General features: G+C 40.4%; 1 protein-coding gene. It reads right to left on the bottom strand.

The annotated features are described in order from the left end of the window. Nucleotides 1–11: 11 nt before the first annotated feature. The coding region (locus FJR74_RS08540; protein WP_503465760.1) for a Rossmann-fold NAD(P)-binding domain-containing protein at nt 12–520 on the bottom strand (509 nt) is incomplete at its 5' end.

Genomic DNA, 520 nt, shown 5'->3' with positions numbered 1-520 from the left:
AATCCAAGGTTCTATTGATCCAAAAATAACATCAAAGCCTTTTGTACATGCATTCTATTCTCACTCTGCCTAAAAATGATAGATGACGCGCTGTCGGGTAAAGTAGCAGAAACCTCTTTTCCCCTTTCCATAGGCATACAATGCATAAACACCGAATCGGGTTTTGCATGAGACATTAATGTCTCATTAACCTGAAACCCTTTAAAAATCTTGACCGCTTCAGGATTATCAAATCCCATACTTGTCCACACATCGGTATAAACGGCATCCGCTTGCTTCACAGCTTCCTCCGGTTTATCAAAACAATAAATCATTTGTTTCCCTGTCTTGCTTTGGGCTTCCTTAATAATGGCCTCATTAGGCTGATTTGATTTTGGGCAACAATAATGCACAGTGACACCTAGCTGCGGTGCCAAAAGCATCAAACTATGCAAAATATTATCGCCATCCCCTATGTAAGTGAGGGTTAATCCTTCCAAAGCACCAAATTGTTCTTCAAGACTTAACAAGTCAGCAAGAG

Origin of the sequence: Metamycoplasma neophronis (assembly GCF_006491995.1) — a bacterium.
In the GTDB taxonomy this organism is placed as follows: domain Bacteria; phylum Bacillota_I; class Bacilli_A; order Mycoplasmatales; family Metamycoplasmataceae; genus Metamycoplasma; species Metamycoplasma neophronis.
This window is presented reverse-complemented; position numbering and strand designations above follow the sequence as displayed.